Source organism: Marinomonas transparens (assembly GCF_016463975.1).
GTDB classification, from domain to species: Bacteria; Pseudomonadota; Gammaproteobacteria; order Pseudomonadales; family Marinomonadaceae; genus Marinomonas; species Marinomonas transparens.
The window spans coordinates 284,640-308,578 of the sequence record NZ_JAEMNX010000002.1 but is presented as its reverse complement, the minus strand read 5'-3'; the positions used below and the strand labels follow the sequence as shown (position 1 = coordinate 308,578).

Sequence of the window (23,939 nt, the reverse complement as noted above, 5' to 3'; positions counted from 1 at the left end):
TATTGCTCCATTGAATTTCTTTGATCGAGGGTAGAATGTCTTTAAATACGTCTGTAGTAAACACCAGTGAGCCACGGTTTGATTGGACTCAAGCTGAGGTGAAAGCACTTTTTGATCTACCATTTATGGATTTAATGTTCCGTGCTCAGACAGTACATAGGGAAAACTTTACGCCAAATGAAGTGCAAGTGAGTACTCTTTTGTCGATCAAAACAGGTGCTTGCCCTGAAGATTGTAAATATTGCCCGCAGAGTGGTCATTACAATACTGAGCTTGAAAAAGAAAAGTTGATGGAAGTGCAAAAGGTGCTGGAAGAAGCCGCGCTGGCGAAAGAGAAAGGGGCAAGTCGTTTTTGTATGGGAGCAGCGTGGAAGCATCCGTCAGAAAAAGACTTTCCCTATGTGCTTGAGATGATCAAGGGTGTGAAATCTTTAGGTTTAGAGTCCTGCGTTACTTTAGGAACACTGAATGATGAGCAGGCTAAGCGTTTGTCAGATGTCGGTCTTGATTATTACAACCATAACTTGGATACCTCGGCTGAATATTACGACAGTATCATCACTACACGTACCTACCAAGATCGTCTAGATACTCTATCTCGTGTTCGTGACTCAGGTATTAAATTATGTTGTGGTGGTATTATGGGGATGGGGGAAGAGCAAAAAGATCGAGTGGGTTTATTGCGTCAACTTTCTCATATGTCGCCTCATCCAGAAAGTGTGCCTATCAATATGCTGGTTAAGGTGGAAGGAACCCCGTTGGAAAATGTGGATGATCTAGACACCTTTGAATTTATTCGTACCATCGCGGTAGCACGTATCTTGATGCCAAAATCTCATGTGCGTTTATCGGCAGGGCGTCAGGGTATGAATGAACAAACGCAGGCCCTTTGTTTTATGGCTGGGGCGAACTCCATATTTTACGGTGAGAAATTGCTAACGACTGGAAACCCTGAAGCGGACAAAGATATGGCTTTGTTTGCGAATTTAGGCATTAACCCTGAAAAACGTGAAGAACATTCAGATGCTGCCGTGGCAGAGGCAATAGCTGCCCAAGTTGTTCAGCAAGAAGAATCTAAGCTGTTTTATGAAGCCAGCGTTTAATACGCCGGATTGGGTTTTGGCGGCGCTTCAGCAGAGGCGCCAGCATGATCTAATGCGTCGTACCGTGACGTTAGCGAGTCCTCAAGTTCCCCATGCCGTGATTGATGGCCAAGATTACACGTCTTTTTGCTCTAATGATTATTTAGGTTTAGCAAATCATCCTGAGCTGGTTCGAGCAATGCAGGCAAGTGCCCAGCAATATGGTGTGGGTGGCGGTGCTTCTCATTTAGTTTGTGGGCATCTTGCTCCTCATCAACAGCTTGAAGAAGCACTTGCCGACTGGCTTGGTTATGAGCGAGTTCTATTGTTTAGTACAGGCTACATGGCGAATCTTGGTGTGATTTCTGCGCTGGCTGGGAAGGGGGGGGTTGTCCAAGATAAGCTTAATCATGCCTCTTTGATTGACGGTGCTTTGCTCGCTCAAGCTCCACTACGTCGTTATTTGCACGCTGATGTGGTGAGCGCGGAAAAGCTCTTATCGAAATCTGCTAATTCCGGTTTGTTGGTGACAGATGGGGTATTTAGCATGGATGGTGATTTAGCACCCTTATCTGCTCTATCGAGACTGGCTGCTGAGCATCAGTGGATGTTCATGGTGGATGATGCTCATGGTTTAGGGTGTTTAGGGGAAAATGGCCGAGGAAGTTTGTCTCTAGAAGGCTTGGATTCTGCAAGTTTACCTATCTTGGTCGGCACTTTTGGCAAGGCTTTTGGTACGGCAGGTGCTTTTGTCGCGACCTCCCATGACTACGCTGATTATTTAACTCAATTTGCCCGTCCTTATATTTATACGACGGCTATGTCGCCAGCGATAGCCGGTGCGAGCTTGGCGTCTTTGCAGGTTATTCAGTCGGCTGAAGGGCAAGAGCGCCGTGAACAGTTAGCTTCTCATGTGAGTTATTTCCGCCAGAGAATGCAGTCTTTGCCTATTACCTTGATGGCGTCAGATACCGCAATTCAGCCTATTATTATTGGTGATAGTAAAGCTGCCATCCAAGTGAGTGATGCGTTAAGATCTTTAGGTATTTGGTGTACAGCGATTCGCCCGCCTACCGTTCCAGCTGGCAGTGCACGGTTACGAATTACCTTAAGTGCAGCCCACTCGGAGGCGGATTTGGTGCTATTATGTGATTCGCTTGAGCAAGTTTTAACGACAGAAGACTAGAGGGACAGTATGCGTACTCGCATCGAGACAGAAGCGCTTGGAAACTCATCAAATCCAGCTATTTTTATGGTGTCTGGGTGGGCGATGCCGAAAGAGGTGATGCGGCCTTTGGCTGTGCGCTTAAGTCAGCGCTTTTACGTGGTGATGGCGAACTTGCCAGGGATTTCTCTTGATGAAGAGTGGATTATTCGCTCTCGTATTGGACCAAATTACGATATCGATGCGCTTTCTGAGCAACTCATCGATGTGGCTCCGAACAATGCTTGGTGGTTGGGTTGGTCGCTTGGTGGCATGATTTCTGTTTACGTGGCAGCTCGGCGTTCTAGTCAGGTGCTTGGCTTGATTACCTTGTCTACCTCACCGAGCTTCATACAAAGAGAAGGCTGGCCTCATGCTATGTCTGTTGATGATTTTGATGCTTTTGTGCAGTTAGTTGAGCAAACTCCTGAAAAAGGCTTAAAGCGCTTTGTAATGTTGCAAACCAAAGGAGCGAGTAACGAGCGGGCTTTGGTGAAACAGTTGCAAGCTTTATTGCCTGTTCAGACCTTAAATAGAGCGGCGCTTATAGGTGGCCTGAGGTTGCTTAGATCCCTAGACGTGCGCCGTGAATTGTTGTTATTGGATTTGCCTAATTTACACTTGTTAGGAGGCAAGGATGCTTTAGTTTCTGCTCATGGCTTTGAGCAGAATATAGAGCAACAAGCTGATGTGAATCCTTTGCAGCAATGTGTTGTATTACCCAATTGCGCTCACCAGTCTTTTCTTGAAGATGAAGATGAATGTGTGCGTCACATAGAAAATTTTATTGATGCCAATAACACCTGATACCCCCTTGTTTGATTATAAGCAACGGGTCGCCAAACGTTTTGACCGTGCTTCCCATTCCTATGATGCTTATGCACATTTTCAGAAAAAGGTCTTGGGCCGTCTTGTAGGTCTTCTTCCAGTAGAAAAAGCGTCTAGCATTGTCGACCTTGGAGCAGGGACGGGGAAGGCGTTAAATGTTTTGTCCGAAAAGTTAAACCCAGATCATTGTGTTGTTTTAGATTTATCATGTCAAATGCTAGCTGTAGCGCGAACCAAGGCACCTAAAACCCTCAATGCTACCTATGTTTGTGCTGATGCTGAGGCGCTGCCTTTTGCTAACGAATCGTTTGATTTGATCTTTTCCAGTCTGGCAATTCAGTGGTGTTTGACGCCTGAAGCCTTATTTAAAGAGTTGAATCGTGTCGTAAAACCGGGGGGTTATGTTGTTTTTTCCACGCTGTCCCAGAATTCTATGCCAGAAATTAGGAGGGCTTGGCAAGGTTTGGATGATGATGAACATCATCATCATTATATTGCCCATGATTCCTTATTGGCGGTTATTTCCCAGTGTGGCTTTACGGCTTCCTATTCTGAGCTAACGAATATGGTGATGTGGTTTGATTCTCCAGAGGACGCGATATATTCATTGAAAAAAGTGGGAGCCAGTTTTATTTCGCCTTCACCTAGGGGGGCGGTTTCTGCTTCTAAATGGCGGGCTTTTCTTGATCAGTATGAGCATCAACGTGGTGAATGTGGAATTCCATTAAGTTATCAGGTGGCGTTTGTTGTTATGCAAAAACCACTGGAGTGAGAAGTGAAAAAACGATTTTTTATTACGGGTACCGATACCGATGTAGGTAAGACCTATATCACGGTGGGCTTGTTGGGAGCGGCAAAGCGTGCCGGATTAAGGTCGTTAGGCCTTAAGCCAATTGCGGCAGGTGCTGACTGGGTTGATGGCGTGCTGCGTAACGAAGACGCTTTGCTGATTCAGGGGGCGAGCAGTGTTAGCTTGCCTTATGAGCAGATAAATCCTGTGGTGCTAGAGCCAGCGATTGCCCCTCATTTGGCCGCAATTCAGGCGAACAAATTGGTGACGGCGTCGCGCCTAGAAGGGTATTTGAAGGGCGCGTTATTGACGCCCCATGATTTTGCTTTGGTCGAAGGTGCTGGTGGCTGGCGTGTGCCGCTCAATGACAGAGAGCTTTTATCTGATTTAGCGAAATCTATGGGCTTGCCTGTGGTGATGGTGGTGAACATGAAATTAGGCTGTCTAAATCATGCACTTTTGACTGCTGAAGCTATTATTAGAGATGGTTTATCATTGGCGGGTTGGGTGGCGAACGCTGGCCAAGACACCATGCCTTGCTATCAAGAGAATCTTGCTAGTTTATCGGGGCTATTATCGGCACCTTTACTTGGTGCTATGAGTTGGCATCAAGACCAGCACAGTGCAGAGCAAGAATTTGATCAGTTGCTATCTGCTTTTTTGGATTGATAAGGGTTGAAAATTAGCCGTGAAAGCCCATTATACTGGTATGATAAGAGTGGTATATACAGATTTGAGGTGAAGACGTGAAAGCTTGGTTGTGTGGTCTAGATGACGAAGAGATGGCAAGCGTTTCAAGTGTTTTGACCTTTGTGGGTATAGATCACAGCTCGTCTTTTACTGCCTTTCGTTTGCCTGATTTTGTTGTTCTGGGAAAAGGTATTCAGTCTTTTGAGCTGGACGAGTTTATCCCTATTATTTCTTTGAGTGACTCTCTTGAGGTGAATGGTGAATACCCGGTTTGGCTATGCCCTCTGCCTTGGCGCTCACAAGTTTTTTCCTCAATACTAAAAGAAGTTCAGCAGTTACGGACTTTGCCACAACCTTCTGGCGTGAATTTAAATCTCCATGTGCGCCATCTTGAGGCGCTACTAATTCGTCAAGCCTTGGTTTCTACACAAGGTGTCGTTTCTAAAGCCGCACAGAACCTACAAATCCAACGCACTACACTGATTGAAAAAATGCGCCGTTATAACATTAATAAGTCGGAGTTTTAGTGACTAAGGACGAAGAAATTGCGGAGTTAAAAGCGGCTTTTAAGGCTTTTAGTGAATCTTCCGATGTACTAGCAAAATCTTATTTAGATCTCCAGCAGGAGGTGGTGCGTTTGTCTCAACAGTTGGAGAAGGCTGAGCAGGATAAGCGTCAAGAGCAAGATAAAAACCGTATTTTGGTGCAGCAGTTTCAACAGCTATTTGAATCTATGCCTGTAGGCGTTTTGCTGCTGAATGCAGAAGGTCAGGTAGTGATGGCGAATCCGGTAGCGGATCGCTTGTTTAATTTACCTCTTGTTGGTCAGTCGTGGGGTTCTATTGTTCCTTTGAGTTTTCGTCCGCAAAAAGATGATGGTCATGAAGTGTCTATGGTGAGCGGGCGCCGTGTAAGGGTGGAAACCGCGTCGTTGGGTAATGTGCCTGGGCAGCTGGTGATTCTAGTGGACTTAACGGAAACCTTTTTGCTACAGAAAAAACTTACCCACCATGAAAGACTATCTAATATGGGAAAAATGGTGGCTGCTCTTGCGCATCAAATCAGAACCCCTTTATCTTCTGCTACGCTTTATGCAGGTCATCTTCAGAAGCTTGATTTGTCACCATTGATGCGTCAAACCTTTGCGACTAAGTTAGCTGATCGATTAGTGAATATAGAAAGACAAATTCGTGACATGCTGATTTTTTCGCGCAGTGAAATTAAACTGGATGAAAATGTCAGTGTGATGGCCTTTATGGATGAGTTGGTAACTCACTGCCAAGAAATTTGTCAGCAAAAAAACATGCGTTTTGAGTTTTCAGGAAGCGAGTTGTTATCAACAGAGTTTATTCAATGTAATAAAGAAACCTTATTGGGAGCGTTATTGAATTTACTTAATAATGCCGTTGATGCCCAGTCCGCAGATGAGTTGGTTGTTCTTAATTGGTGTTGTGATGAGAATGGCGTGATGTTTGCTTTTAAGGATCGTGGTGTGGGTATGTCGGAAGAACAGTTAGAGCATGTGCAAGAAGGTTTTGTGACCACAAAACAACACGGTACCGGTTTGGGCTTAATGGTTGTTAAGGCGATTGCCAGAGCTCATCATGGACAGTTTGAAATAGACAGTATAGAGGGGGCTGGCACGACAGCCAGTTTAACTATCCCTCTTGTAAGGATGTGAGATGTCTGATGTTAAGTTATTAGTTGTAGAAGATGATAAGGGGTTGGCTGAAGCATTAGAAGATACGCTAATGCTAGCAAGCTACCAGTGCAAAATGGTGTATAGCGCAGAAGATGCCATAGTTGCTTTGAAACATAGCCAATTCGATATGGTGGTGTCTGATGTTAACCTGCCTGGTATGGATGGTTATGACCTGTTGCATCATGTGGTTGATAGCTATCCAGAGCTTCCCATTATGCTGATGACAGCTTATGGAGATATAGCCCATGCAGTGGAAGCGATGCGTGATGGTGCGGTGGATTATTTACTAAAGCCTTTCCAAGAGGAGGAGCTACTAAACGCCATTGGCAAATATACCGTTAAGTCGGCCCCTCAGTCTAACAGTCGGCCTATTGCAGAAGACCCTTCTAGTGTTGCTTTATTAGAGCTAGCAAAACGAGTGGCTGTTACGGACTCTACTGTTTTGATTTGCGGGGAAAGTGGTACGGGTAAAGAGGTGCTGGCTAATTTCATACATCAAGAATCGAATCGTCGTAAGGCGCCTTTTGTTGCTATTAACTGTGCGGCTATTCCAGAGAATATGTTGGAAGCCATTTTATTCGGTTATGAAAAAGGCGCTTATACGGGGGCTGTGTCTTCCCAGGCGGGTAAATTTGAGCAAGCTAATGGTGGTACTTTATTGCTTGATGAAATTACCGAAATGGATATTGGCTTACAAGCTAAGTTGTTACGGGTTCTGCAAGAGCAAGAAGTAGAGCGCCTTGGTGGCAAGAAAGCCATTCCTTTAGATGTGCGCATTATTGCGACAACTAACCGAGACCTAGCTGATTACGTCAGAGAAGGTGGTTTTAGGGAAGATTTGTATTATCGGTTAAATGTATTTCCTTTACGCTGGTTGCCGATTCGTGAACGTAAGGGGGATATTTTACCGCTTGCGCAGCACTCTCTGCTAAAAAATGCTGCCAAAATGCGAATTTCAGGGGCTTTGTTAAAGCCGTCAGCGCAAAGTAAATTAGAAGCTCACCCTTGGCCCGGCAATGTTCGAGAGCTTGATAACGTGATTCAACGAGCTCTGATCCTGAGTTCGAACGCACAGATTGGTGAGGAGCATATTGCGTTTGATATGATGAGTGTTCCTGCGACGGTCGCGGAGCCGGAAGAGGAGGATGATAGTGCGGCTTCTATTTTAGGTAAAGGTGTTCAGCAGCATGAATTTCGGATTATTGCTCAAGCATTGATCGATGCAAATGGTAAGCGTAAGGTGGTTGCGGAGACATTAGGCATTAGCCCTAGAACGTTACGCTATAAAATCGCTAAAATGCGTGAGTGCGGAATCGATGTAGATTGATTTTTGTATCTTGTTTTAATTGGCTTTATGCTAAGCTGTGTAAGTATTGCTTTTTTTAGGTGAGTATAATGGTCTCTGATCGACCAGACATTAATCAAGTGTTATCCCAAATGCGGAATATGCAGTCCCAAGTGCAAGCACCAGGGGCTTCTGAACCTGGTATCCAAAAAATTGCCGGTGCTGATGATGGCCAGGCTATTGGACGTGCAGATTTTGCAGAAATGCTAAAGAATGCGGTCGATAATGTTCACTCCTTGCAGAAAGAAGCGACTCAATTAGCACAATCCTATGAACGCGGTGACGATGGGGTTGATTTACCTCAAGTCATGATTGGTCTGCAAAAATCCAGTGTATCATTTGAAGCTATGACTCAAGTGCGTAATAAACTTGTAGACGCGTATGAAAAAATCATGAATATGCCCATTTAGGCATGATAAATCGCTTGGCGCTTTTGAATGGATAATGTCCCTGCAGAACAATCGGAACAAAAGCTCTATTTAGAGCTGGTCACTGGCTTTAATAAACTGACAGTTATTCGTCAGCTAGCATTAATGGTCGGTCTTGCCGCGTCTATCGCCATAGCTTTGTCTGCTGTGTTATGGACCAGTGGCACAAGTTATAAACCCGTGTTAAGTAGTATCACAGATTATAATGCGGATCAGATTGTTGAAATTCTTAGTACGAATAACATCCCTTTTAAGTTAGATGAAAATACTGGGGCTCTATTAGTCGAGTCTGATTTTTATCACCAAGCACGTCTTAAGCTTGCTGGGTCAGGCATTGTTTCCGACAACATTGTTGGTATGGAAATCATGGACCAAGAGCAGAGCTTGGGAACATCGCAGTTCGTTGAGTCAACGCGTTATCGAAGAGGCTTAGAAGGCGAATTAAGTCGCACTATTACCAGTTTACAAAGCATTAAAAGTGCAAGAGTGCATCTGGCTATTCCTAAAGAGTCGGTTTTTGTCCGTGATACTCGTAAACCTTCAGCCTCTGTTTTTTTGGAGTTGTATCCAGGGCGACGTTTAGATCGTAGTCAGGTCGAGGCCATTGTTAATTTAGTTGCCTCTAGTATTTCTCAGTTAAGCGATAAAGATGTCACTGTGGTTGATCAACGTGGAACCTTATTGACAGAAAAAGATATAGACTCAGAATTATCGGTTGCTGGTAAACAATTTGACTATGCCCGTAAGGTGGAAGAAGTATTATTACGCCGGGTGAATAGTATTCTGGGGCCAGTCGTTGGTGAAGGGCGTTTTAAGGCAGAAGTGTCGGCAGATATTGATTTTACCGCTATCGAAAAAACCAATGAGCAATATAATCCAGATTTGTTGGCGTTACGTAGTGAACAGACGCTTAAGGAAAATCGGGGTGCGGGAGAGACTTCAGGAGGAATTCCAGGCGCTTTAAGTAATCAGCCTCCTGGTGCTGTGTCTGCTCCAGAGGCGGTGGATGAGAATGGCGCTCCTATTGGTGGTAATGCGCCAGCTCAGAATGGTCAGTCCCGAGAAGAAACCACACGAAATTTTGAATTGGATCGAAGTATTAGTTATACCAAGCGCCAGCAAGGCACCATAAGGCGTTTATCCGTTGCTGTTGTGGTGGATGATTTAGCAAGCTTGAATGCAGAGACCGCTGAGCTTGTGCGAACGCCTTGGAATGATGATGAACTGGGGCGTTTAACTTTATTGGTTCGGGACACAGTGGGTTATGATCCGGCTCGAGGTGATAGTGTCAGTGTTATTAATTCACCCTTTGCTGTGCCAGAACCTGTAGAGCCAGAAGCTGAGCTGCCTTTCTATCAGCAGACTTGGTTTATGAATTTATTGCAGCCAGTGCTAGTCGGGGTGTTTGTCCTTCTATTATTGTTGGTTGTGGTTCGTCCAATTTTGAAAACGCTTAGCGAACAGAATAAGATTGCTGTGGCAGAAGATACAGAAGCGGCAATTTTTTCTGATGAGACGGATGATATTTCAGACGATCAAGTGTCGCTGGTGAGTGCTGAAGATATATTGGTGCCTGGTTCTCCTGAGAAAATTGATCGTCAGTTAAATGCGATTCGCGGTTTGATTGCGGAAGAACCAGAGCGTGTTGCTCAGGTTGTAAAACAATGGGTAATGGAAAGTAAATGAGTGAAGCTGATTCAGGTGCAGAGTTAAGTTCGGTTCAGAAGGCGGCAGTTCTTCTGATGTCGCTTGGTGAATCCGATGCGGCACAAATTCTCAAGCATATGGGCCCGAAAGAGGTTCAGCGCATTGGTCAGTGTATGGCTCAGTTGGCGAATGTGCAGCGTCATCAGGTCGAAAAAGTGTTAGATGACTTCTTGGTACTGGTTGGAGATCAAACGGGCTTAGGCTTAGGTGCTGACGGTTATATTCGTAATATGTTGAAAGAGGCCCTTGGGGAAGAGAAAGCGGGCAGTTTGATTGATCGAATTTTATTGGGGGGCAATACCACAGGGTTAGATACCTTAAAGTGGATGGAGTCTCGTGCCGTTGCGGATGTTATTCGTTATGAACACCCCCAGATTCAGGCCATTGTTATTTCTTATCTTGATCCAGACCAAGCGGCTGATATTTTAGCGAACTTTGATGAACGGGTTCGCCTAGACATTGTGTTACGTGTTTCTGCCTTGGAAACAGTGCAGCCAGCTGCGCTGCTAGAGTTGAATAATATTCTAGAGCGTCAGTTCTCAGGCAATCAATCAACACAATCTACGACCATTGGTGGTATTCGTACTGCGGCCAATATCATGAACTTTATTGATAGCTCGGTAGAGACTGAGTTGATGGAGTCTATTCGTGATGTTGATGAAGATCTTGCTAATACAATTCAAGATTTGATGTTTGTCTTCGACAATTTGTTGGATGTGGATGACCGTGGTATTCAGGTTATTTTACGTGAAGTGGAATCTGAAACCTTGATTCTTGCTTTGAAAGGGGCTGATCCAGATATGCAAGAAAAAGTCTTTAAAAATATGTCTTCCCGTGCGGCGGATATGTTGAAAGATGATTTGGAAGCGAAAGGCCCGGTGCGTGTTAGTGAAGTAGAAGTCGCCCAAAAAGAAATACTGGCAGTGGCCAGACGTCTTGCTGATAACGGTGAAATCGTTCTTGGTGGCGGCGGTGAGCAGATGGTTTAGTTAACATATGTCAGACCAAGACAAGGATATACCCGACCGTAAGATGACTGCTTACGAGCGTTGGGAGCTACCTCACTTAGAAAGTAATCAACCTGATGTTTCGGATTCAGGTCCTGCCATACTGATCCAAAAAGATGCCGTTGTTACCACAGAAGAAGTGGATCAAGATTCTCTTGTTTATGAACCTTTGACGGCTTCTCAATTGGAAGAGATTCGTTCAGCTGCCTATGATGAGGGTTTTATACAAGGCGAAGAGGAAGGTTATAACAAAGGTCATGCCGATGGTTTTGCTAAGGGAGAAGTCGATGGCTTTGAAAAGGGCAATGAAGAGGGTCATCAAATTGGTCTTGAGGAGGGCAGAGAGGCAGCGAAAGAGCAAGCTCAAGTCCAGTTAGACAACATCGAAGCCTTATTGGCTAATGTGGTGAAAGAAATTGCTCAGCCTTTGGAAGAGAGTCGTTCGGCCACGGAAGCTATTCTTTATCAAACTATGGCAAGAATCATTGAAAACGTCTGTCTTTCACAAATGAAAGAAGAGGGTCATGAAGTTCTAAAGCAGCAGCTGGATCGGGTATTCAGTGAAATAGGTGAATACGAAGGGCGGGTGCGCTTGAGGCTTCATCCTAATGATGTTATTGCTTTAGAGACTCTTGCGGTTCGCGATCGTTTAACGCTGTTAATTGATGAGGATGACAGTCTAATAGAGGGTGGCTTCGTCATTGATTCAAAATCTTTTCATGTTGATGGCCGTGTTGAGCAGCGTCTTGATGCTGTTTGCAACGAGCTGCGTCACCTATCTCTACCTAAGCAAGGCTAATGGCAATGTCTAGCCTTGAAGAGCGCTTTAAAAAACTTACTACGGTTTCGTCTACCCCTTTGCCTCCTCAGTTGGAAGGTAAGGTAACTCGTATGGTGGGTCTTACCATGGAGGCCGTTGGCTGTGTGGTTGCGTTGGGGGATCGCTGCCTAGTACAGGTGCGAAAAAACCGTTGGGTAGAATCTGAGGTAGTCGGTTTTACTGGTGATTTGACTTACCTCATGCCAACGGAAGCGATTGAAGGTATTTCTCCTGGAGCCCGTGTTCGTCCGTTGCTTGAAGAAAGCATGATGCCAATAGGAGATGAACTGCTTGGCCGTGTTGTGAATGGATTAGGTAAGCCACTAGACGGCAAAGGGCCTATAAAAGCGAAAGACTCAGTGGGCTTGCATGGGGATGTTATAAATCCTTTGCAGCGTAAGCCTATTAGTGAGCCACTCGATGTAGGAATTAAAGCAATTAACTGTTTACTAACCGTAGGTAAGGGGCAGCGTTTAGGGCTTTTTGCAGGTAGTGGTGTGGGCAAAAGTATTTTGCTTGGCATGATGACTCGTTTTACGGAGGCCGATATCACCATAGTTGGATTGATTGGGGAGCGTGGCCGAGAAGTGAAAGAATTTATTGAGCAAATTCTTGGCGAAGAAGGTTTGGCTCGCTCTGTTGTTGTGGCTTCTCCGGCAGATGATTCCGCTCTGATGCGCTTGCGTGCGGCTATGTTAACGACTCGTATTGCTGAGTATTACCGTGATCAAGGCAAAAGCGTTTTATTATTAATGGATTCGCTAACTCGTTACGCTCAAGCGCAGCGGGAAATTGCTTTGTCGGTTGGTGAGCCTCCGGCAACTAAGGGTTATCCCCCTTCTGTATTCTCAAAGCTGCCTCAGTTGGTTGAGCGCGCTGGTAATGGTCGTGATGGCAGCGGATCAATTACCGCCTTTTATACAGTTTTAACAGAAGGTGATGATCAGCAAGACCCGATTGCCGATGCGTCACGTGCTATTTTAGACGGACATATTGTCTTGTCTCGACGTTTAGCTGAAGAAGGGCATTACCCTGCTATCGATGTGGAAGCTTCTGTATCTCGCGCTATGCCGAATATTGTCACTGAGGCACATTTACAAGGGGCGATGCGAGTTAAGCAGTTGTATTCTAAATTTCAGCAAAACCAAGATCTTATTTCCGTTGGTGCTTATGTGCGAGGGGCGGATGCTGATTTAGATCAAGCGATTACCCAAATGCCGGAAATTCGTGATTTTTTACAGCAGTCACTGACAGAAAGCTATACTATTGATCAAAGCTTAGAGGCCTTAGTTGCTGCCATGACGAAAGGCCAGTAGACGTAAGTGGGTTAAAAAGTCTAATATTTACAAAGCCTTTTAGCGGATTTGTTATGAAGAAATCAAAACGAATGCAAATATTGGTTGACCTTGCTAAGCGCAAAGAGGATGTGGTTGCAAAGCAGTTAGCTCTTGATAAGGCGAAGGTTGAGCAAGATAAGCAGAAGCTGAGCGAACTAAAAGAGTACGCTGGTCAATATGAATCTGAGCGGAACCTTTTAGGCTTGAGTGCTTATTTAACGACTAATTATCAGCACTTTGTTGATCGAGTGCAGCAAGCGATTCTGCAGCAAGAAGCGGCGGTTGGTCGGGCTGAACAGCAGTCTGATATGACCATGAGGCGTTGGTTGCAAGCTCGGGGCAAGACTAAAAGTATGGATTTTTTAAAGGAAAAGAATATTAAAGCAGAGTTAGTTATTGAGGCTAAGCAAGAGCAACGTCAAAATGATGAGTTCGCAATGCGTCGTTTTTTCGACAACATGCGTTAGCATTTAATCTCAGCTTATTCTTTATATAATTTGGCTCATATCAGGATAGGGCATGGCGCAGATAGATAACGAATCTACTACTTTATCTCGGCATGTTTCTGCATTAGAAGTGGCGTTGCATGAATACGCACTTTCTCCTCGTGAAGGCTTAAGTCATTTACAGGTTTCTTTGGCCGCTTTTCAGACTATTACTCAATCTGTCATTAATCATAGTGTTTTCCATGAACAGCTTACTGTTTGTCTCAATGCAGTCGATGCTTTATTGGTATCCGGCGCAATTTATTCTAAAGAGCATCAGTTGATTTTATTGGAAGTAACAGATGCTTTATTGCAATTTGCCATTGGTTTTCAATTCGATGAGGAACGAGCTTCTCAGCTGGTCGCTTTGTTATCTATGGACCGTTCCTGTTGGCGGGCATTAAATAGCATTACGCAAAACCTCTCTACTCCCAACTATCTTACTTATGAAGGTTCATGGGTAGGGGGGGGCTCTTATCATGAAGGGGTCGAATTTTATTTAAAGCAACTCTCTGTCCTAGGGGATGTTGCTTTCCACCTAGATTCTATTCAGATGTCAAAGTTGGCAGGTCGCTTTTCATTGACGAGTGCTCAGTCTTTAGCTTGGTTACGACGACGCTTTCCTATGTTTCGTTGGGAACTTGTTGCCGATACGAATGACGAGTCATTACGGGAACTGTTTGAATTAATCTATTTGTTGTTTTTTCAGTCTAATGAGATGGGCAAGCCGTCTAGGCATCGATTGCTTGATTCTATGGAACATCAAGTCAAAAGTTTATTTTATCGGGCGTTTGTTGCCTTGCTCCCTGCTGATTCTAGTGATGAAATTGCTGATCATAAGCGTCTTGTGCCCTTTTTACCTGATTCATTGCTTCCTGCTTTTGAGCGATCTTTAACCGCCTTTCCTATACGAGATGGAGGGCGTTTTTATGTTGCATTACAGGATCGGAAGCAAAAAACGCTTGCAGGGTTTGATTATTTGACATGTCTAGGGCGAGATATTCTCCCTTGTTTTCTTTATGTTATTCAGACTGATTTTGGCCCCTTTGCTTTCGACCAAGCAGAGTGCTTTGGGAGCTATTCTGTATCAGCGGATGACTTTCAACCTTTAGAGCAAGAGTGGTTTTTTTCTCCTGAGCCAGATATTAGCGCTAAACTAATGTTGGAGTTGCCTTTGTCTTCTTTGAATAATGGCTTGATTCCTATTGTTCCTTTGTTAGAGGGTGTGAAGGATGTGCTTGTTGTTCAGCAAGGTGGGAAATACTTTGCACTGCCCTATCTTGCTCTGACTGAGGTAGAAGCTTTTTGTTCTCTTGCTAGAACTAAGAATGAAGGGGTGAAAAATACTTGGTTGAGCTTGTCTAATGGCTCTATTTTAGAGCCTTGGTTAGAATTTTGTTTACCATCGGCTCAGTATTTTGTGTCCCCTGTAAAAAATAAAAGCACAACTTTTTCAAAGAATGGTTATTATCTTGCAGAGGTCGATGGTGTTAGTTTTGTGATTGAAGCAAGTTTAATCGCTGAATTATTGCCTTATCAATGTTCTTGTCATTACCTCTATACGGGGAGGGGTGGCATCCATTATCACCAGTTTATAACTTATGAAGGGCAGAGTTTTTTTCAAATATTGCCTTTGGCTTCTGATGGCAACGGTAGCCAGAATTATAAGACGGTAGAGAAAAGTAAGTTTTCTGCTGTGCTTGAATGGATGGGGGAGTCTGTCATATTGCATTTGACTTCTTGTGATTGGAGCGATTCTTTACCTCAGGCTGAATGCCTTAAAGAATTTGATGTAGCCAAAGAGATAGCGTCGCATGAAGGTGGGATGGGTTATTTCACTTCTTGGCGAGGTAAAAGTGTTCTTCTAAATAATGAAAATTACTTGTCGTTTGTGCGAGCCATCTGGCCGCCTGCGTCATTAGCTTGAAAGTGATGATTGACTATGAATACACCGCATTCTTCTTTTAGTGCTCCAAGAAAAGAGCTCGTCAGTAGTATCCAAAAAAGCCTAGTGCTTTTTATTATGCTTGTTCTGGTGCTTGTTTTTGGTATGTACAAGTTAATGGACTTAAATTTAGAACATCAAAGTAAGCAACAAGATAAGCTTTCAGAGCTTTTGTATCTGGTTCAGAATGCAGAAGAACATTGGTTGGAGTGGATGCTAGTAAATGATGGTGGGAGTGAGGGTGGTACAAGCTTTAGTAATAATCAGACCTTATCTGACTCAGACCATTTTCGGCAAATGTTGCTAAGTGAGTATGAGTTAATTGATTTTCATTTGGTTGATTTTAAGGAAGTCAGTTCTATTGATGTTTCCGATGCGTTAGGTCTGCTGAAAAAAGAAGTTAAGATAGGCCCTTTTTCTGCTCAGGATCAAGATATTATTTATCGGTCTTTTGACCAGTTAGAGATTCTGGATACCAAGCTTTTAGAGGTTGGTGTTAGATTAGATTATGAACGTAAGTTGTTTCTCGAGCGTTTAATATGGGCGCCTATTGCGGCCTTAGTTATTATCGTTCTTGTAGCTGTTATCTTGTCTATGCTTTTTACTCGAAGACTGCGAACTGGCTTTTCTCATTTGCACCATATTCTTGATCACCATAAGCACGGCCACTCATCTATTGAACCACAACGAAAAGTGGTTGATGAATTTACCGATATAGGCCATTTGGTTGATAACGAACTATCTTCTCGTGGCTATGATATTGAGCATAGAAACATCAGAATTAGTCTAATTGAAAAAGCCTTGTCCAAAGTGGATCAACCTCTTTTAGTGGTAAATAATGAAGGCGATATTATTTGGTTTAGTGCAGGCTTTGAACATTTGTGGAATGAGAATGCCTCAGTGTTTGAATCTATATTTGGTATTGATGCTGGATTAGATTCTCCTATGGGAGAGCGTGTCGCTGATGCTGTATTGCAATCCGATGAGTTATTGACTTTAGGCTTGGTTGACGGGTTTTACTCGATGGGAATTCGTGGCTTTGATGGCGGTCAAAGTTCGGACCAAAATAATTTGCAATGCTTAATAGCGATTAACTTGAAGTCTGAAGCGGCCGAGCTGGAAGTATTGCGAAAAAGTTTGGCGTTAATGGAGCAGGATGTGTGGAATATTCCTATTCGAGTGTTACGAGAAGATTCCCCATATATTAGTTTTGCGATGACGTTAGAGGCTTTGCGAGGCAAGGTTGTAGCACTTTTTGACGCTCTCAATGATGTGAAAGGGCAAACAAATTCCTCTGAAAAGATTACTAAATTACAACAAATAGCATCCATTATTGACGAGGAAATAAACGACAATAATCAGGTGGTAAATGAAGTTGTTCCTGTTTTGGATGTTTTGCCAAATGATGTTCAATCGGAGTTAAATGAAGTTGCCATTTTGTCTCAGACAGTAAGAGATTCGTTAATTGTCGGTTATGAATCTGTATTGCAAAGGTTAGCCTTGGTAGAAAAGGATTTGTCTTCAGATGTCTTTTTGCTAGATGATGTGGACCGTTGTTTAAACGAAGTTAGAGCTGGTGCTTTATCAAGTTTGGCAGCAACCGAAGGTGAGAGTGAAAATGTTCGCCGTCGTTTTTCAATTGACTTGAACCATGATATTGATAGTGTCCAAAGTCAGATAGAAAGTATGAAAAAAGCGGCATCTTCAACCTTGTCTTTGCTTGAGTCAGATAGAAGTGTTGGTGTTGCTCGCTTAGATAGGGCTAGAGAGTCTGTAGATGAGATGATTGAGCGCATAAGTGAACTAATGGAGAAAACATCCAATATTTTGGATAGTGATGGGGAGGGAGCTGAGATAGAGTCTTTACAGCAATCTAGTGATGAGTGGGATGAATTTTAAGGCTTCTCACTATGACTTGAGGAGTATGCAGTGGTTGAAAGCCGTTTTGATAAACAAACAGAATGTTTGACGATAAAGATTAGAGGGCGTTTCGACTATAGTTGTCATAAGTCGTTTAAGGATGCTTTTACAACGTTAGAAATGGCAAAATCATATGAAGTGGATTTAGCGGAAGTCACTTATTTAGATAGCTCTGCCCTTGGTATGTTGTTATTGCTTAGAGACCATGTTGGTGGCGAAAAGGCTACTATAAGTTTGACTAAGGCGAATGATGCTGTAATAGATATACTTAAAATTGCTAATTTTCATCGGCTTTTTGATATAACTGGATAACTTAATGGAACAAGTTTTAACCATATTAGTGGCTGATGATAATCCATCTGACCGTACTTTGCTAAAAGCCATTTTGACCCAGTTTGGTCATAAGGTGATTACTGCGAATGATGGTCAGGAGGCTGTTGATAAGTTTGATCCTCAAACGATCCATTTGGTTTGTCTTGATGTAAAAATGCCCTATAAGGATGGTTGGGAAGCAGCATTAGAAATTCAACGAATTGCCGAAGGGGTTTTTGTTCCTATTATTTTTCTTTCTGGGGTGGCGGATCCTGTTGCCCTATCAAATTGCTTACGTGTTGGTGGTACGGACTTTATTTCTAAGCCCTATAGTCCGGAGCTTATTACCGCGAAATTAAATGCAATTGCTCGACTTTTAGTGATGCAAAAAACACTAGAAGAGCAGCGTGATGCTATGACCTTATACAATGAACAATTGCTTCATGAGCAAGAGGTCGCCAAAGTTGTTTATGAAAATATTACCCATTCTAATTGTTTAAATGATCCTTCGCTATCTACATTTCACCATGGTAGTCACACTTTTAATGGTGATGTCATTTTGGCTGCCTACAAGCCCAATGGCGGTATGCATCTCCTGCTAGGGGACTTTACTGGTCATGGCTTGTCAGCCGCGATTGGTGCATTACCTCTTGCTGATATTTTCTTTGATTGGACTAAGAAGGGTTTTTTGATGCGTCAAATTATCCCTGAGATCAATGCTAGGCTAAAAAGTATTTTACCGACGAATATGTTTTGTAGTGCTGCTTTTATTGATATTAAAGTTAATGATAAGACTATTGAAATTTGGAATGGTGGCTTGCCAGATCTATTGTTTTTTTCGAAAAACGGCGACCAACCAAAACGTTTTAATTCTAAGAATTTACCTTTAGGGGTTCTTTCCCCTGACGCTTTTGAATGTTTTGTAGACCCTGTTTCTTTTTTGCCAGGGGATATTTTGATGGCATTCTCTGATGGGGTTTATGAGGCGCTGGATTTATCTGGTGATATGTTTTGTAACTCTGCACTTAAGCCTTTGTATGATGGTCAGGTAGAGTCTACGCAAGCTTTAGACTGGTTGGTTGATTTGCTTGGACAAGAGGGGGTTCTTGATAATCCCCATGATGATATTTCTTGTTTGAATGTTTGTTTAGATACAAGCATCGGAATTGGCTCGCCTGAGGGTGAGATCACCAAGAGTGTTGATCAAGCACCAGCAGACTTTTCTTTTGAATACGCGCTTAATGCTGATTCGCTGCGTAATACGGATCCTTTACCTTATATTCTGCAAATTATTACCACTGTGCCGGGGCTAAGTGGCTTTTCTAGTCAGGTTTTCATGATATTGTCTGAGTTGTATTCTAATGCTCTTGAGCATGGTGTATTGCAATTAAAATCGGATAAAAAAAGCTCGTTAGATGGCTTTTCTAACTATTATGAAGAGCGAGAGCAAGCTCTTGCGAATCTAAAAGAAGGTTATGTCAAAATTTGTGTGAAAGTTGCCTCAGACCATAATAAGCGTATGTTGGTATTGTACGTTGAAGATAGTGGTCCTGGCTTTAAAGTGGACAGTATTAGTTATGATATTTCTAATACAGAACTTTTATATAACCGAGGGTTAGCATTACTTAATCAACTTTGCCAGAAGGTTGAATTTTCCCGTGGAGGGAGTGCGGTAACCGCTTATTATCAGTGGCATATAGACTAAAAACCAGATTGGCCCTTCTATTGCATAGTCCTTTTTATCGTTGGAGGATATTATGCGAACAGCTTCAAATTCAATATTGTCAGTGTTGCCTGAGACACAATCAAAAAATGCAAAAATGCCTACGCCTTCTAAAGGTGAGGGGCGGGTTTTTGCAGATGATTTGAGCAAGGCAAAGGCGGTGCTTGCGCCTAAGCAAACATCGTCCTCCGAGCAATCTACTGCTTCACCTGTGACTGACTCCGCTAAGCATGCGGAGCGTGCAGTTGCTACTCGACAGGCTTCATCCTCCGAACAAGCTTCTACGCTAAAAACAACCAATTCTGCTGAGCATACGGGAAGTGCGGTTGCGTCTGGGCAAAAGGCATTGGATGCTAATTCTTCAAGTGCAAACGTAAACTCCCTCGAACATCATTCTGATGCTGTTGCTGATAAGGCTCAAGCTGCGTTGGTGGCGGAAGGTGGCAAAAAATTGCAGTTAGCTGGCGCTGAATCGCCAGTTGCCGAGCTGGTTGCGGATAAAGTAACTCCCACTTCTGCAACCTTGTTGTCTGGGGATGATTTATTGTCTACCGATAATCAGGCTTTGGCTGGTGCGATGTCAGCATCTAAAGGAAAACTACAATCGGATAAGGTATTCGCTTCGGACAGTGAAGCAGCGATAACGCAACATACGTTAAAAGGTGAAGTGGAACCGCTTCCTGCCAATGTTCAATCTGCCTCTTTGATGACGGCGTCGGTACCGACCTTGGCGGATGAAGAGGCTAAGCAAAGTCATACTGGTCGTTCTGCACAACAGCCTGAGCCGATACTTTCCACAACAACGACACTTTCAAACAATAGCCTTGGTGCTGATTCCGCTATTGCTGCTGGTGCTGTTCAGCAGGCGGTCGACGTTGAATCAATTGTGCCTAGAAATAATGGAGTGGCTGGTCAGGTGGAGACCAGTGCTTTGCCATTGGCTGTGGGAACGGCAAAAGAAACTTTAGTTACTGGTGTTGCAGGTAATGAAGTTGCCTCTGCTTTGCCTCTGCAAACTGAAGTGGCAAAAGGTATTAAGGAGGCTCAGTTATCAGCATCTTCTGCTCAGTCAATGCCATTATCATCACGTTTATTAACCTCTTCTGAGTTTGAGCAGGCTTCAATGCTTGATGATGAAGCTAGTTCTGCTGGGTTGCTTGTTTCGGGAGGGGTTGCTGGACTTGCTTTATCACAAACTGAATTAGCTTCAGATGGTACGGCTTTGACGCCTGAACAGGCAGCAGCTTTGTCGCTAAATGAATCTTTGCCAGAGGCTGGTGTTGCTCCTCAGCAAAGTATTGCATCTAAAGAGTTAATTGACGCTTCTACTGATGAGTCTGTTGTGAGGCCAGTAGGAGGTTTGTCATCGGTAATTGCAGAAGAAGGCGTTGATGCTGCGACAGTATCTGATTCTGGAATTATGTCTGCTGGGGCATTAGGATTGGCAGCTCTAGGTTCTCTTGGTGAATTTACTGATAAAAAGACAAATGCAGCAATTTTGGGCGAGAAGTCCAAGGGACAGTTAGAAGATTCTGCTTTAGATGAGGATGTTGGTGTCGCCGAAGATGGTGAGTTGTCTTGGGTGCTGTCCCAGATGCCTCCCTCTGTGGATAGTGTCGACCCCCTAAATGTTGCTGGTGCTGCGGTGACGGCTGCAGCCGTTGCTGCTCCTATGGTTGGAAATGATAAGCGTCAGCAAGTAAATCAAACGACTGCCGTGGGTTTACCTGAGTCATCAAAAGGCTTAAATGTGGGGCAAATGCCTCCTATGTTTTTGAATGAAGGTAATCTGCAATCTTCCGGTTCTGATAATGAATCAAAATTTACCGATATGATGGGAGATGATGGTGTCCTATTGAGTGAGCCTGTTGAATTACGGAAAAAAGAGCAGGATGCCATGATCGGGCGAATGACGGCTCAATCTGATGGTACAGTCGTGAAAGGCGATTTGGATACAGGGGGGATGAACAGTTCATTTAACAGTAATAATGCTAACCGCCTTACTCTTGGCGCTGGGGCTGTTAACTTGCAGACGCCTAATGCTCAAACTAATTTAACGATGAATTTGCCGCCAAATCATCCAGGTTGGGCTAGTGAAATGACTCAAAAGGTAGCTTGGGTGGCTCGTGATGGTGGCCATACTGCACACATAAGGCTTGACCCACCAGAGTTGGGTAGTCTTACTGTTAAGGTCTCAGTAGATCATGATGCCAATACCCAGGTGAGTTTTGTTGCTGCGACACCTCAAGCGAGAGATTTATTAGAAGGTCAAATGAGTCGATTACGTGATATGTTGGCTCAGCAGGGTATGGATTTGAGCCATGTAGATGTGGATGTTTCGCAACAAGACGCCTCGGGAACCCAATATCGTGAATCAGCAGAAGATAATGCTGGGGCAAGAATGAAAATGCTAGCGCAAGAAGAGGGGGAAGATGATCTGCCTCTTAGCAATGTTTCATACACTTCTGCGGCGGGTATTGACTACTATGCTTAAAGTTACAAAAATTGATGGTGCTATATTTTATTCTTTGTAGAATAGAGGGTTATGAGAGCACAATGAGTTTGCTCTATACTTTATTAAAGAATGTAGTATACCAAGGATTTATAAAATGGCTGAAGAAGACGGATTGGATGTAGGGGTAGATGAAGGGAAAGGTGGCGGCAAGAAAAAGCTAATTATCATAATTGTGCTTCTTTTGGTTTTGTTAGGTGGTGGTGGCGCTGCGTACTTCTTTCTTTTTAGTGGCTCCGATGCTCCTCCCGCAGAAGGCGATGCCGCGGGCGCTGAAAGTACTTTATCCACTTCTGGCCCATCCATTTATTTGGGCTTAGATTCTCCATTTGTGGTTGATTTTATGGTGGGGGGGAAGCAGCGCTACTTGCAGCTTAAAGTATCGGTGAAATCAAAAGATGCTGGTCAGATTGATGCCATGAAACTTCATATGCCTTTGATTCGTAATAGCTTAGTATTGCTTTTTTCTAGTCAATCATTTGATGAACTTCAAACTCAAGAAGGTAAAGTGGCTCTTAAAACAGCCTCTTTAGCTTCTATCAATGGCATTCTTGAGCAGGAAACTGGTCAAGGGGGCATTGATGGCGTGTTGTTTACTAACTTCGTGATGCAGTAGCTATATTATGTCAGCTCAAGATCTGTTATCTCAGGATGAAATTGATGCGCTCTTACATGGCGCAGATGAGAAACCTGAAGAGGAAGATAATCGAGATGCTAATGGTGTAGCATCTTACGATATTACCAGCCAAGAGCGGATAGTTCGTGGGCGTATGCCCACCTTGGAAATGATTAATGAGCGTTTTGCTCGTTATACACGTATTAGTCTTTTTAATTTGCTTCGCCGTACCGCTGATGTTTCCTCTGGTGGATTGCAAATTATGAAGTTTGGTGAATACGTTCATACTCTTTATGTTCCCACCAGTTTGAACTTGGTTAAGTTTCGACCACTCCGAAGTACTGCACTTTTTATACTTGATGCCAAATTGGTTTTTAAGCTAGTGGATAATTTTTTTGGTGGTGATGGTCGGCATGCTAAAATTGAAGGGCGGGAATTTACGCCTACCGAAATTCGCATTGTTCAGCTGATGCTTGAGCAGGTGTTTGTGGATTTAACAGAGGCTTGGGCGCCCGTTCTAAAGCTTGAGTTAGAATACATCAGTTCAGAAGTTAACCCTTCTATGGCAAACATTGTTAGCCCTAGCGAAGTCGTAGTGGTCTCAACCTTTCATATTGAGTTGGATGGCGGTGGTGGCGAATTACATATTACTTTGCCTTATTCTATGATTGAGCCAGTGCGTGAATTGCTTGATGCGGGTGTACAGAGTGATGTGGATGAAAAGGATGACCGCTGGGGGAAATCCCTTGAGCAAGATATGCAAGATATCAATGTGATGCTTTCGGTCAATGTGGCGAATCGAAAAATTTCTTTGGGCGAGGTATTAAAGTTCAAAGAAGGTGATATTATCCCAATAGAAATGCCTGAATTTGTTACTGTTCGTGCTAACAATGTGCCGACGTTTAAAGGCAAATTAGGTAGGAGCAACGATAATTATTCGGTGCAAATGTATGAAAGTTTTAAACCTAAGGTAGCTAAGTAACATGGCAGAAGAATCTCCTGATCAAGAAGGAATGGACGAAGGTCTAGCGGATGAATGGGCTGCGGCCATGACTGAAGCCGGCGAAGGTGAGGGCGATGGTGATGGTTTGGAGGATGAGTGGGCGTCTGCTATGTCCGAGCAGGAGGTTGAACCTGCTAAGTTAGAAGAGCTTACTAATCCTGCTCTACCAAGTGGCGGTGTTGGTTCTGATCTTGATCTCATTATGGATATTCCTGTTTTCTTATCGATGGAATTGGGAAGTACCGAGATTGCAATACGTAATTTGATGCAGCTTACTCAAGGCTCTGTTGTTGAGCTTGATCGCTATGCTGGTGAGCCTTTGGATGTGCTGGTTAATGGCACCTTAATTGCTCATGGTGAAGTGGTTGTAGTTAATGATAGGTACGGTATTCGTCTGACGGATGTTGTTAGCCCAAGTGAGCGTATTAGACGATTGAAGTAGCCTGAGTGATTTCCCCTTTTCTTTTTAGACCTATCTTAACC

22 protein-coding genes are annotated in these 23,939 nt (G+C 43.6%); all 22 read left to right on the top strand.

Annotated features, from left to right (window positions below; translation table 11 throughout):
* Positions 1-35: 35 nt before the first annotated feature.
* The 22 genes from bioB to fliN all read left to right on the top strand — a co-directional run bounded on the left by bioB (position 36) and on the right by fliN (position 23,898).
* Positions 36-1,103 (top strand): biotin synthase BioB, encoded by a 1,068-nt coding sequence (gene bioB, locus I8J31_RS03890; RefSeq protein WP_199466980.1) that lies wholly within the window; start codon positions 36-38, stop codon positions 1,101-1,103.
* On the top strand, positions 1,087-2,268 hold the full coding sequence (gene bioF, locus I8J31_RS03885) for an 8-amino-7-oxononanoate synthase (RefSeq protein ID WP_199466979.1): 1,182 nt from the start codon (positions 1,087-1,089) through the stop codon (positions 2,266-2,268). Before bioB ends, bioF begins: the two co-directional genes overlap by 17 nt.
* 9 nt (positions 2,269-2,277) lie before the next feature.
* A complete protein-coding gene (locus tag I8J31_RS03880) occupies positions 2,278-3,093 on the top strand; it encodes an alpha/beta fold hydrolase (RefSeq protein WP_199466978.1) in 816 nt (271 codons plus the stop codon).
* The gene (gene bioC / locus I8J31_RS03875; protein ID WP_199466977.1) at positions 3,077-3,886 is read left to right on the top strand and encodes a malonyl-ACP O-methyltransferase BioC; all 810 of its coding nucleotides are present in this window, start codon (positions 3,077-3,079) and stop codon (positions 3,884-3,886) included. Before I8J31_RS03880 ends, bioC begins: the two co-directional genes overlap by 17 nt.
* A 3-nt stretch (positions 3,887-3,889) precedes the next feature.
* Entirely contained in the window at positions 3,890-4,573 is a 684-nt protein-coding gene (gene bioD / locus I8J31_RS03870; protein WP_199466976.1) for a dethiobiotin synthase, read from the top strand.
* Between the two features lie 77 nt (positions 4,574-4,650).
* Complete coding sequence (locus I8J31_RS03865) at positions 4,651-5,121, top strand: helix-turn-helix domain-containing protein (RefSeq protein WP_199466975.1); 471 nt, start codon at positions 4,651-4,653, stop codon at positions 5,119-5,121.
* Positions 5,121-6,275: a sensor histidine kinase gene (locus tag I8J31_RS03860; RefSeq protein WP_199466974.1), complete on the top strand. Its 1,155-nt coding sequence runs from the start codon at positions 5,121-5,123 to the stop codon at positions 6,273-6,275. Before I8J31_RS03865 ends, I8J31_RS03860 begins: the two co-directional genes overlap by 1 nt.
* Position 6,276: 1 nt before the next feature.
* The gene (locus I8J31_RS03855; RefSeq protein ID WP_199466973.1) at positions 6,277-7,623 is read left to right on the top strand and encodes a sigma-54-dependent transcriptional regulator; all 1,347 of its coding nucleotides are present in this window, start codon (positions 6,277-6,279) and stop codon (positions 7,621-7,623) included.
* A gap of 68 nt (positions 7,624-7,691) precedes the next feature.
* Complete coding sequence (gene fliE, locus I8J31_RS03850) at positions 7,692-8,051, top strand: flagellar hook-basal body complex protein FliE (protein WP_199466972.1); 360 nt, start codon at positions 7,692-7,694, stop codon at positions 8,049-8,051.
* Between the two features lie 27 nt (positions 8,052-8,078).
* Complete coding sequence (gene fliF / locus I8J31_RS03845) at positions 8,079-9,755, top strand: flagellar basal-body MS-ring/collar protein FliF (RefSeq protein ID WP_199466971.1); 1,677 nt, start codon at positions 8,079-8,081, stop codon at positions 9,753-9,755.
* Positions 9,752-10,765 carry a flagellar motor switch protein FliG gene (gene fliG, locus I8J31_RS03840; protein WP_199466970.1) on the top strand — a complete coding sequence of 338 codons (1,014 nt, stop codon included), beginning with the start codon at positions 9,752-9,754 and terminating at the stop codon, positions 10,763-10,765. Before fliF ends, fliG begins: the two co-directional genes overlap by 4 nt.
* 7 nt (positions 10,766-10,772) lie before the next feature.
* Positions 10,773-11,582, top strand: a complete 810-nt coding sequence (locus tag I8J31_RS03835) for a FliH/SctL family protein (protein ID WP_199466969.1) — start codon at positions 10,773-10,775, stop codon at positions 11,580-11,582.
* Between the two features lie 5 nt (positions 11,583-11,587).
* Positions 11,588-12,919 (top strand): flagellar protein export ATPase FliI, encoded by a 1,332-nt coding sequence (gene fliI / locus I8J31_RS03830; protein ID WP_199466968.1) that lies wholly within the window; start codon positions 11,588-11,590, stop codon positions 12,917-12,919.
* 53 nt (positions 12,920-12,972) lie between these two features.
* Positions 12,973-13,407: a flagellar export protein FliJ gene (gene fliJ, locus I8J31_RS03825; protein ID WP_199466967.1), complete on the top strand. Its 435-nt coding sequence runs from the start codon at positions 12,973-12,975 to the stop codon at positions 13,405-13,407.
* 52 nt (positions 13,408-13,459) lie between these two features.
* A complete protein-coding gene (locus tag I8J31_RS03820) occupies positions 13,460-15,352 on the top strand; it encodes a hypothetical protein (protein ID WP_199466966.1) in 1,893 nt (630 codons plus the stop codon).
* Positions 15,353-15,367: 15 nt separating this feature from the next.
* A complete protein-coding gene (locus tag I8J31_RS03815) occupies positions 15,368-17,269 on the top strand; it encodes a hypothetical protein (protein ID WP_199466965.1) in 1,902 nt (633 codons plus the stop codon).
* A gap of 30 nt (positions 17,270-17,299) precedes the next feature.
* The gene (locus I8J31_RS03810) at positions 17,300-17,602 is read left to right on the top strand and encodes an STAS domain-containing protein (RefSeq protein WP_199466964.1); all 303 of its coding nucleotides are present in this window, start codon (positions 17,300-17,302) and stop codon (positions 17,600-17,602) included.
* A gap of 4 nt (positions 17,603-17,606) precedes the next feature.
* A complete protein-coding gene (locus tag I8J31_RS03805) occupies positions 17,607-19,307 on the top strand; it encodes a SpoIIE family protein phosphatase (RefSeq protein WP_199466963.1) in 1,701 nt (566 codons plus the stop codon).
* A gap of 52 nt (positions 19,308-19,359) precedes the next feature.
* Positions 19,360-21,819 (top strand): flagellar hook-length control protein FliK, encoded by a 2,460-nt coding sequence (locus tag I8J31_RS03800; RefSeq protein WP_199466962.1) that lies wholly within the window; start codon positions 19,360-19,362, stop codon positions 21,817-21,819.
* Positions 21,820-21,934: 115 nt separating this feature from the next.
* The gene (locus tag I8J31_RS03795; protein ID WP_199466961.1) at positions 21,935-22,453 is read left to right on the top strand and encodes a flagellar basal body-associated FliL family protein; all 519 of its coding nucleotides are present in this window, start codon (positions 21,935-21,937) and stop codon (positions 22,451-22,453) included.
* Positions 22,454-22,460: 7 nt separating this feature from the next.
* Positions 22,461-23,435, top strand: a complete 975-nt coding sequence (gene fliM / locus I8J31_RS03790; RefSeq protein WP_199466960.1) for a flagellar motor switch protein FliM — start codon at positions 22,461-22,463, stop codon at positions 23,433-23,435.
* A 1-nt stretch (position 23,436) separates the two neighbouring features.
* On the top strand, positions 23,437-23,898 hold the full coding sequence (gene fliN / locus I8J31_RS03785; RefSeq protein ID WP_199466959.1) for a flagellar motor switch protein FliN: 462 nt from the start codon (positions 23,437-23,439) through the stop codon (positions 23,896-23,898).
* Positions 23,899-23,939: the final 41 nt, after the last annotated feature.